The sequence below is a fragment of the Streptomyces sp. NPDC056128 genome (genome assembly GCF_042263835.1).
Lineage (GTDB): Bacteria > Actinomycetota > Actinomycetes > Streptomycetales > Streptomycetaceae > Streptomyces.
Genome location: NZ_JBHJVQ010000059.1, coordinates 1 through 11,499, shown reverse-complemented (window position 1 = coordinate 11,499; position 11,499 = coordinate 1). Strand labels below are relative to the sequence as shown.

Sequence of the window (11,499 nt, the reverse complement as noted above, 5' to 3'; positions counted from 1 at the left end):
AGGTGGAGGCGGTGTTGGGGTCTCATGCGGGGGTGGGTCAGGTGGTGGTGGTTCCGCGTGAGGATGTGCCGGGGGATGTGCGGCTCGTCGCCTACATCGTGCCGGCGGGTGAAGAGGGAACTCGGGCGGGCGAGGACCTGACCGCGGAGCTTCGGGAATTTGCCGCCGGGCGGCTTCCTGGCTCCATGGTTCCTTCTGCGTTCGTTTCCCTGCCACTTTTCCCCTTGACCGCGAATGGCAAGCTCGACCGTGCTGCGCTGCCCGCTCCGGAACACGGAGCCGCAGGCGGAGGCCGTGAGCCGGCCACCCGGGAAGAACGCGTCTTGTGCGAGGCATTCGCGACGGTGCTCGGGTTGGACCGGGTCGGGGCGGATGATGACTTCTTTGAACTCGGCGGACACTCCTTGCTCGCGACTCGCCTGGTTTCTCAGATACGGGCGGTCCTTGGGGCCGAGGTAGAGATGCGGACGCTGTTCGAGGCGCCGACGCCTGCGGCACTCGCGGTGCGACTTGGAAGTGAGCGGAAACCTGCCCGGCCGCCTCTGCGGCCCATGCGTAAGGAGGGGGAAGCCCGATGACTCCGTTGTCTTTCGCCCAGCGGCGGTTGTGGTTCCTGACGCAGTTGGAGGGGCCGAGCGCGACCTACAACATGCCGGTTGTGCTGCGTCTGGAGGGTGCCCTCAATGTCGGGGCGTTGCAGGCGGCAATGAGCGACGTGATCTCCCGGCATGAGGTGTTGCGGACGGTATTCCCTTCCCTTTCCGGAGAGCCGTATCAGCAGATCCTGGCTGCCGGTGAGGTGGGGGAGGTTCTGAGGGTCAGGCGGGCCACCGAGGGGGAGGCCGGGGATCTGGTTGCGGAGGAGATCGGGCGCGGGTTTGATCTGTCGACCGAGGTCCCACTGCGTGGATTACTGATCGAGACCGGTGCGGACAGGCATGTGCTGGCGGTCGTGCTCCATCACATCGCGGGGGACGCCTGGTCAATGGGGCCGTTGGCGCGGGACATCTCCGTCGCGTATGCGGCGCGGTGTGACGGTCGTGCGCCCGGCTGGGAGCCGCTGCCGGTGCAGTACGCGGACTACACCCTCTGGCAGCGTGAACTGCTCGGTGACGAGGATGATCCGGGCAGTGTGCTGGCGGAGCAGGTGGGCTACTGGCGTCGAGCGCTCGTGGGGGCGCCCCAGGAACTGCTCCTGCCGGTCGACCGGCCGCGGGAGGCGATGGCCTCGCACCGGGGCCACACGGTGACGCTTGAAGTCCCGGCGGAGGTGCATGCTCGGCTGGTTTTGCTGGCGCGGGAGCAGGGCGTCACGCTGTTCATGGTGGTGCAGGCCGCTCTGGCCGTGTTGCTGGAGCGGTTGGGTGCGGGAGATGACATCCCGATCGGTACAGCGGTTGCCGGACGCACGGATCAGGCACTGGATGACCTGGTCGGCTTCTTCGTCAACACTCTGGTGCTGCGCACCGATATGTCAGGTGACCCGACCTTCAGCGAGCTGCTGGCACGGGTGCGGGAGACGAGCCTTGCTGCTCTCGACCACCAGGACGTTCCGTTCGAGCGGCTCGTGGAACTGCTGGCAGCAGATCGGTCTCTTGCCCGCCATCCGATGTTCCAGGTGATGCTCAGCGTTCGAAACACGGGTCAGGCGACACTTCAGCTCGCCGGTCTTCGTGCCCAGATGATGATTGATCACGAACTGCCTTCTCGATTTGATCTTGATGTGTCATTGGGTGAGGTGGTTGATGGCGAGGGGCGTCCTGGGGGGTTGCGCGGGTCGCTGACGGGATCGGCCGATCTGTTCGACGCCGACACCGTAGAGCGGATCGGACGCTGGTTGGTGCGGGTGCTGACAGGTGCGGTGACGACGCCGCAGATGCGGCTTGGGCAGGTCCAGGTTCTGTCCGAGGCTGAGCGCCTTCAGGTGGTGGAGGGCTGGAACGACACGGGTGTGTCGGTGCCTGATGTGACCTGGGTGGAGTTGTTCGCGGAGCAGGTCGCACGGACTCCGGATGCGCCGGCAGTGGTAGGTGAGGAGGAGACGCTGACGTATGGGGAGTTGGATGAGCGGTCGTCTCGGTTGGCGGGTGTGTTGAGGGGGCGTGGGGTGGCGTTGGAGTCGGTGGTGGGGGTGATGTTGGAGCGGTCGGTTGATTTGGTGGTGGCGTTGTTGGGTGTGTGGAAGGCGGGGGGTGCGTATCTGCCGCTTGATCCGTCGTATCCGGCGGAGCGGGTGGAGTTGATGGTGGGGGATGCGGGGCCAGTGTGTGTGGTGACGGTGAGTGATCTGGCCGGGATGCTGCCTGATGGGGCTTCGGTCCCGGTGGTGTGTCTGGATGATCCGGGTGTGGTGGTGGAGTTGGCGGGGGTGGATCCAGGTGTGGGTTTGGGTGTGGGTGGGTTGGGGGGTGTGGCGGCGTATGTGATGTATACGTCGGGGTCGTTGGGGGTGCCGAAGGGTGTGGTGGTGTGTCAGCGGGATGTGGTGGGTTTGGTGGTGGACGGGTCCTGGGGTGTGGTGGCGGGGTGTCGGGTGTTGGGGTGGGCTCCGTTTGCGTTTGATGCGTCGGTGTACGAGTTGTGGGTGACGTTGGCGGGCGGTGGGGTGGTGGTGCTGGCGCCGGTCGGTGAGGTGGACGGTGGTGTGCTGCTGTCGTTGGTGGCGGGTGGTGGGTTGGATCGGGTGCATGTGACCGCGGGGTTGTTGCGGGTGCTGGTGGAGGAGGATGCGGGTTGCTTTGCTGGGGTGGGTGAGGTGTTGACGGGTGGGGATGTGGTGCCGTCGGCTGCGGTGTCGGGGGTGCTGGCGGCTGCCCCAGAGGCTTCGGTGCGGCATTTGTATGGGCCGACGGAGGTGACGTTGTGTGCGACGCAGTGGGTGGTGGGGGATGTGGGGTCGGTGCCGGGGGTGTTGCCGATTGGCCGGCCGTTGGAGAACACGCGGGTGTATGTGCTGGACCGGTTCCTGGAGCCGGTGCCTCCGGGTGTGGCGGGTGAGTTGTATGTGGCGGGGACGGGTGTGGCGCGGGGGTATCAGGGGCGGCCTGGGCTGACGGGTGAGCGGTTTGTTGCGTGTCCGTTCGGTGGTGTGGGTGAGCGGATGTATCGGACCGGTGACCTGGTGCGGTGGAGTGCGGACGGGCAGTTGGTTTTCGTTGGCCGTGCGGATGATCAGGTGAAGGTGCGGGGGTTCCGGGTGGAGCCGGGTGAGGTCGAGGGCGTCTTGGCGGCGCATCCCGGGGTGGGCCAGGCGGTCGTGGTCGCACGCGAGGATGCGCCTGGGGACAAGCGCCTCGTCGCATATGTGGTTCTTACTGGTGGGGAGGTAGCAGCAGCGGACTTGCGTATCTACGTAGGTGCTCGGTTGCCGGAGTTCATGGTGCCGTCGGCAGTGGTGGCTCTGGATGAGTTGCCGCTGTCGGTGAACGGCAAGGTGGACCGGGCAGCGCTCCCCGCCCCGGACTATTCGGCTGGCGCTGGGCAGGGTCCTGCCACGGTGGCTGAGGAGCTGGTGTGCCAGGTGTTCGAGGAGGTGCTGGGCGTCGAGCGGGTGGGGGTGGAGGACAACTTTTTCGAGCTGGGTGGGCATTCGTTGCTGGCGGTGTCGTTGGTGCAGCGGTTGCGTGAGCGTGGGTTCGGGGTGTCGGTGCGGGTGTTGTTCGAGGCGCCGACGCCCGCGGCACTGGCAGCTGCCAGCAGTGGCGGGGGCGTGGTGGAGGTGCCTGCGAACGGCATCCCTGAGCAGGGTGTGGAGGTGATTACGCCGGAGATGCTGCCGCTGGTGGAGCTGACGGCGGCGCAGATCGACTTGGTCTGTGCGTCGGTGGAGGGTGGGGCGGCGAATGTGGCGGATGTGTATCCGCTGGCGCCGTTGCAGGAGGGCATCTTCTTCCATCACCTGCTGGCCGGTCCTGGTGAGGCGGATGTGTACCTGGTGCCGATGGTGCTGGGCTTTGACAGTCGTGAGCGGCTGGATGGGTTCCTGGCGGCGTTGCAGCGGGTGGTGGACCGGCACGACATCTACCGGACCGGGCTCGTGTGGGAGGGGCTGCCGGAGCCGGTGCAGGTGGTCCGGAGGCGTGCCGTCATCCCGGTCACCGAGGTGGTCCTGAGCGGGGAGGTCGACCCGCAGGCTGAGCTGCAGGCGCTCGCCGGACGGTGGATCGATCTGCGGCAGGCACCGTTGCTGCGGGTGCACGTGGCGGCTGACCCGGGGAGGACGGGTCGGTGGCTTGGGTTGGTGCAGGTGCATCACCTGCTCCAGGACCACACCGCCGCGGAAGTGGTGCTGAGCGAGGTCGCGCTGCTGATGGAGGGGCGTGGGGGTGATTTGCCGGTGCCGCTGCCCTTCCGCGACTTTGTGGCGCAGGCGCGGTTGGGGGTTTCGCGTGCGGAGCATGAGGAGTTCTTCGCTGAGCTGTTGGGTGATGTGACGGAGCCGACGTTGCCGTTCGGCCTGGCTGATGCTCGTGGTGATGGCACGGGTGTGCGGTCGGCGCGGTTGAGGGTGGATGACGGGCTGGCGGTGCGGGTGCGGGAGAGTGCGCGTGGGTTGGGGGTGAGTCCGGCGACGTTGTTCCATGTGGCGTGGGCGCGGGTGCTCGCGGGTCTGGCGGGTCGGTCGGATGTGGTGTTCGGGACGTTGTTGCTGGGCCGGATGAATGCCGGGCGGGGTGCGGACCGGGTGCCTGGTCCGTTCATGAACACTCTGCCGGTGCGGGTGGACGTGGCGGGCCTGGACGTCGTGGGTGCGGTGCGGGCGATGCAGGGGCAGCTGGCCGGCCTGCTGGTGCACGAGCACGCCCCGCTCGCCCTGGCGCAGAAGGCCAGCGGCGTCCCGGCCTCAGCCCCGCTGTTCACGTCGCTGCTGAACTACCGTCGCGGTCCTCAGTCGGGCACGGCTTCCACTTCCACTCAGGGCGGCCGACGCGCCTTGGCTGGCGTGGATCTTGTACACAGCCAGGACCTCACGAACTACCCCTTGGCCGTTGCGGTAAATGACGACGGTTCAAGGTTCGGACTCACGACTGACGTGATTGCTCCAGGTGATCCGGAACTCGTGTGCGCATCGCTGCACACCGCCCTTGACGGGCTGATCACTGCGCTGGAAGAGGCTCCGGAAGGACCACTGCGCGAGATCGCGCTCCTTTCCGGTGTCGAGCGCGAGCAGATGCTGGTGGGCTGGAACGACACCGCCATCACGGTTTCAGACACCACGCTGGCCCAGCTGTTTGCGGAGCAGGTGGCTCGGGACCCGGGCGCGGTTGCGGTGGTGTGTGGGGATGAGCGGGTGTCGTATGGGGAGTTGGATGAGCGGGCGAACCGGCTGGCGGAGGTATTGACCGGTCGGGGTGTGGGGCCGGAGTCGGTCGTGGCGGTCATGCTGGAGCGGTCGGTTGAGCTGGTGGCGGGGCTGCTGGCGGTGTGGAAGGCCGGTGCTGCCTACCTTCCGGTTGATCCCGGCTATCCCTCTGAACGGATCGCGTTCACGTTGTCCGACGCCCGGCCGTCCTGTGTGCTCACGACGCGTGCGCAGGCTGGTGAACTTCCGGCAGATCTGGCCGTGCCCGTGCTTGCCGTCGACGAGGCGGTGTCGGTCGGGAGGGGGCAGCGGACGGGTCCGGTCCTGACGGCCGGGCACGCGGCGTATGTGATGTATACGTCCGGGTCGACGGGGCGGCCGAAGGGCGTGGTGGTCACCCACGGCGGCCTGGTCAATCACATGAACTGGATGCAACGGGTGTTCGGGCTGGAGGCGTCGGATCGAGTTCTGCACAAGACGCCGTTCGGGTTCGACGCGTCGGTCTGGGAGCTGTGGTGGCCGTTGATGTCCGGGGCGGCGTTGGTGATCGCCGCGCCGGATGGGCATCGCGACCCGGCCTACCTGGTGGATCTGATGCAGCGTGAGGAAGTCACTGTCGCGCAGTTCGTTCCTTCGTTGCTGTCGGCGTTCGCCGCCGAATCCGGGGCGGTCGATTGCGCGAGCCTGCGGATGCTGTTCTGCGGCGGCGAGGTATTGCCGGGTGCTTTGCATGAGCGCGTCACCGACCTCCTCGGTGTGGAGTTGTACAACCTGTACGGGCTGACGGAGACGACGGTCGATTCGACGTCTTGGCATGGGAGCCCGAGTGACGCGCTGGGCGGGGGTGTCCCGATCGGCCGGCCGGTCGACAACACCCGCGTCTATGTCCTGGACAGGTTCCTGGAGCCGGTCCCGCCGGGTGTGGCGGGGGAGCTGCATCTGGGGGGTGCGGGTCTGGCTCGCGGATATCGAGGTCGACCGGGGCTGACGGGCGAACGGTTTGTGGCCTGCCCGTTCGGTGGTCCGGGTGAGCGGATGTACCGGACCGGCGACCTGGCGCGGTGGACCGCGGACGGGCAGTTGGTGTTCGTGGGTCGTGCGGATGATCAGGTGAAGGTGCGGGGGTTCCGGGTTGAGCCGGGTGAGGTGGAGGGGGTCCTGGCGGGGCATCCCGGGGTGGGTCAGGCGGTGGTGGTTGCGCGTGAGGATGCTCCTGGGGACAAGAGCCTGGTCGCGTATGTGGTCCTCGCGGATGAGGGTGCGCAGGGTGATGATCTGCGGGGGTTTGCCGCAGAGCGGTTGCCGGAGTTCATGGTGCCGTCGGCGGTGGTGGTGCTGGATGAGTTGCCGTTGTCGGTGAACGGGAAGCTGGACCGTTCCGCGCTGCCGGCTCCGGAGTACGCGTCTGGCGGTGGGCGGGGTCCTGCCACGGTGGCTGAGGAGCTGGTGTGTCAGGTGTTCGCGGATGTTCTGGGTGTGGAGCGGGTGGGGGTGGAGGACAACTTTTTCGAGCTGGGTGGGCACTCGTTGCTGGCGGTGTCGTTGGTGCAGCGGTTGCGTGAGCGTGGGTTCGGGGTGTCGGTGCGGGTGCTGTTCGAGGCTCCGACGCCTGCGGCGCTGGCAGCTGCCGGCAGTGGCGGGGGCGTGGTGGAGGTGCCTGCGAACGGCATCCCTGAGCAGGGTGTGGAGGTGATTACGCCGGAGATGCTGCCGCTGGTGGAGCTGACGGCGGCGCAGATCGACTTGGTCTGCGAGTCGGTCGAGGGCGGGGCGGCGAATGTGGCCGACGTGTATCCACTGGCGCCGTTGCAGGAGGGCATCTTCTTCCATCACCTGCTCACCGGCCCTGGTGCGGCGGACGTATACCTCGTGCCGATGGTGCTGGGCTTTGACAGCCGTGAGCGGCTGGATGGGTTCCTGGCGGCGCTGCAGCGGGTGGTGGACCGGCACGACATCTACCGCACCGGGCTCGTGTGGGAGGGATTGCCGGAGCCGTTGCAGGTGGTCCGGCGGCGTGCGGCGGTTCCCGTGACAGAGGTCCTCCTGACCGGAGACGGTGATCCGCAGGCTGAGCTGCAGGCGCTCGCCGGACGGTGGATCGATCTGCGGCAGGCGCCGTTGCTGCGGGTGCACGTGGCGGCTGACCCGGGGAGGACGGGTCGGTGGCTTGGGCTGGTGCAGGTGCACCACCTGCTCCAGGACCACACCGCATTGCAGGTGGTGCTGGGTGAGGTCGCGGCGTTGATGGAGGGGCGCGGGGATGAGTTGCCGGTGCCGCTGCCGTTCCGGGACTTCGTGGCGCAGGCCCGGCTGGGGGTCTCCCGTGCGGAGCATGAGGAGTTCTTCGCTGAGCTGCTGAGGGATGTGACGGAGCCGACGCTGCCGTTCGGCCTGGCCGATACGCGCGGCGACGGCACGGGTGTGAAGCAGGCGCGGCTGGTGGTGGATGAGGGGCTGGCGGGGCGTGTCCGGGAGCAGGCCCGTGGGTTGGGGGTGAGTCCGGCGACGTTGTTCCACGTCGCGTATGCGCGGGTGCTGGCGAGCCTGGCCGGGCGGTCGGATGTGGTGTTCGGGACGCTGTTGCTGGGGCGGATGAATGCGGGGGTGGGGGCGGAGCGGATTCCGGGTCCGTTCATCAACACGCTTCCGGTGCGGGTAGACGTGGCGGCCCTGGATGTAGTCGGTGCGGTGCGGGCGATGCAGGGACAGCTGGCCGGCCTGTTGGTGCACGAGCACGCCCCGCTCGCGCTGGCGCAGAAGGTCAGTGCGGTGCCGGCTTCGGCTCCGTTGTTCACCTCGCTGTTCAACTATCGCCATGGCGGCCCGGGGGCGGGTGCTGGTGCTTCGGTGCGTGGTGGGGCTGCGGGTGTTGAGCTGTTGTTCGCGCAGGAGCGGACGAATTATCCGCTGGCGGTTGCGGTGGATGATTTGGGGTCTGGGTTTGCGGTGGCGGTTGATGCGGTGGCTCCGGGGGATGCCGGGTTGGTGTGTGAGTTGGTGCAGAGGGCGGTGGGGGAGCTGGTGGGGGCGTTGGAGGTTGCGCCGGGGGCGGCGTTGGGTGGTGTGGATGTGCTGCCGCCGTCGGTGCGGGAGCAGGTGGTGGACGGCTGGAACGACGGTGCTGTGTCGGTGCCGGATGTGACGTGGGTGGAGTTGTTCGAGCGGCAGGTGGTGCGGGATCCGGGTGCGGTGGCGGTGGTGTGTGGGGAGGAGAGGCTGACTTACGGCGAGTTGGATGAGCGTTCTGGTCGGTTGGCGGGTGTGTTGGTGGGTCGGGGTGTGGGGTTGGAGTCGGTGGTGGGGGTGGTGTTGGAGCGGTCGGTTGATGTGGTGGTGGCGTTGTTGGGGGTGTGGAAGGCGGGGGGTGCGTATGTGTTTGTTGATCCGTCGTATCCGGTGGAGCGGGTGAGGGTGGTGCTGGCGGAGGCGGGGCCGGTGTGTGTGGTGACGGTCCGGGGGCTGGCTGGTGGGTTGCCGGATGGTCTGGGTGTGCCGGTGGTGTGTCTGGATGATGCGGGGGTGGTTTCTGCGCCGGTGGTGGGTCCTGTGGGTGCTGGGCCGGGTGTGGCGGCGTATGTGATGTTTACGTCGGGGTCGTCGGGTGTGCCGAAGGGTGTGGTGGTGTCTCAGGGGGCGGTGGTGGGTTTGGTGGCGGCTCTGGGTCCGGTGCTGGGTGCTGGCCCTGGGGTGGGGGTGTTGCAGTTTGCGTCGTTTGGGTTTGACGGTTCGGTGCTGGATGTTGCGGTGGCGTTGGCGTCGGGTGGCCGGCTGGTCGTGGCGTCGGAGGCGGAGCGGGCGGATGCGGGGTTGCTGGCTGACCTGGTGGTGCGGGAAGAGGTAAGCGTGGCGAGTGTGGTGCCCTCGCTGCTGGGTGTGGTCGACCCGGCGGGGATGCCGGGGCTGGAGCGGGTGCTGGTGGGCGGTGAGCTGTTGTCGGCTGAGGTGGCGCGGGTGTGGGCGGGTGGCCGGGTGTTGGTGAACACGTATGGGCCGACGGAGGCGACGGTGATGGTCACCGCCGGGCAGGTGTTTGACGATGGGGTGGGTGTGCCTGCGGTGGGTGGGCCGGTGGCGAATGCGCGGGTGTATGTGCTGGACCGGTTCCTGGAGCCGGTGCCGCCTGGGGTGGCGGGGGAGTTGTATGTCGCTGGCGTGCAGCTGGCCCGTGGCTATCACCAGCGTCCGGGACTGACCGGGGAACGCTTCGTGGCGTGTCCGTTCGGTGGTCTGGGTGAGCGGATGTACCGGACCGGTGATCTGGCGCGGTGGACGGTGGACGGGCAGCTGGCCTTCGTGGGCCGTGCGGATGATCAGGTGAAGGTCCGCGGGTTCCGGGTTGAGCCGGCTGAGGTCGAGGCTGTCCTGGCCGCGCATCCTGGGGTGGGCCAGGCGGTGGTGGTCGCTCGTGAGGACGTTCCGGGTGACAAGCGCTTGGTCGCCTACGTCGTGCCCGAGGGCGACGGCCCGGTGGATGGTGACCTGCGGAGCTTCGTGGCTGGGCGGTTGCCGGAGTACATGGTGCCGTCGGCGGTGGTGGTGCTGGACGGGTTGCCGCTGTCGGTGAACGGGAAGCTGGACCGTTCCGCGCTGCCGGCGCCTGAGTATTCGTCTGCTGGTGGGCGGGGTCCTGCCACGGTGGCCGAGGAGCTGGTGTGTCAGGCGTTTGCCGAGGTGCTGGGTCTGGAGTGGGTGGGGGTTGAGCAGGACTTCTTCACGCTGGGTGGGCATTCGTTGTTGGCGATGCGGTTGGTGTCGCGGTTGAGGGTGGTGTTCGGGGTCGAGTTGGGTGTGCGGGCCTTGTTCGAGGCTCCGACTCCGGCGGGGTTGGCTGGGCGGATCACGGGTGCGGATGCGGCGCGGGCGGGGTTGGTGCGGTGGGAGAGGCCGGAGCGGGTGCCGTTGTCGTTCGCTCAGCGGCGGTTGTGGTTCTTGGCGCAGTTGGAGGGGCCGAGCGCGACGTACAACATCCCGATCGCGTTGCGTCTGGACGGTGTGTTGGACGTGGCTGCGCTGCGGTCGGCGTTCGGTGATGTGCTGGAGCGGCATGAGGTGCTGCGGACGGTGTTCCCGGTGGTGGACGGGGAGCCGTATCAGCAGGTTCTGACTGCCGGTGAGCTGGGGGAGGTGCTCCGGGTCGCACAGGCCGCCGAGGATGAGGTGGCAGACCTGGTGATGGAGGAGACCGGACGCGGGTTCGACCTCGCCGTCGAGGTACCGCTGCGGGCGCTCCTGCTCGAGACCGGTGCGGATGTGCACGTCCTGGTCGTGGTGGTGCATCACGTTGCGGGAGATGGATGGTCCATGGGCCCCCTGGCCCAGGACATCTCCGTCGCGTACGCCGCACGGCGTGACGGCCGTGTACCCGGTTGGGAGCCGCTGCCGGTGCAGTACGCGGACTACACCCTGTGGCAGCGGGAGCTGCTGGGTGATGAGAGTGATCCGGGCAGTGTGCTGGCCGGCCAGGTCAGCTTCTGGCGGGACGCGCTGGCGGGGGCGCCGCAGGAACTGGTGCTGCCGGGCGACCGGCCGCGGCCGGCAGCCGCGTCGCACCGGGGCCACACGGCGTCGGTCGTCGTCCCGGCGGAGGTGCACGCGCAGCTGGCGGCGCTGGCGCGGGAGCAGGGCGTGACGCTGTTCATGGTGGTGCAGGCCGCGCTTGCGGTACTGCTGTCCCGGCTCGGTGCGGGCGAAGACATTCCCGTCGGTACGGCGGTGGCCGGCCGTACCGACCAGGCCCTCGATGACCTGGTGGGGTTCTTCGTCAACACCCTGGTGCTCCGCACCGATGTGTCGGGGGACCCGACCTTCGGCGAGCTGCTGGAGCGGGTACGGGAGACAAGCCTGGCGGCTTTGGAGCATCAGGAGGTGCCGTTCGAGCGGTTGGTGGAGGTGCTGGCGCCGGATCGTTCGCTCGCGCGGCATCCGCTGTTCCAGGTCATGCTCACCCTCCACAACGTGGATGGAGCGGCTCTGGAGTTGCCGGGTGTGCGTGTGGCGCCGGTGGGGGTGCAGCTGGCGGCGGCGAAGTTTGATCTTGATGTGTCGTTGGGTGAGGTGATTGATGGTGAGGGTCGTCCTGGGGGGTTGCGGGGGTCGGTTACGGGGTCGGTGGATTTGTTCGATGGGGTGAGTGTGGGGGTGTTTGCTGAGCGGTTGGTGCGGGTGTTGTCGGTGGTGGCGGGGGATGTGCGGGTTGG

2 protein-coding genes are annotated in these 11,499 nt (G+C 68.0%); both read left to right on the top strand.

What is annotated here, in order from left to right:
* The coding region (locus ACFC1X_RS40330) for a phosphopantetheine-binding protein (RefSeq protein WP_376364617.1) at positions 1-578 on the top strand (578 nt) is incomplete at its 5' end.
* On the top strand, positions 575-11,499 hold a 10,925-nt coding region (locus tag ACFC1X_RS40325), incomplete at its 3' end, for an amino acid adenylation domain-containing protein (RefSeq protein ID WP_376364614.1). The genes ACFC1X_RS40330 and ACFC1X_RS40325, both read left to right, overlap by 4 nt.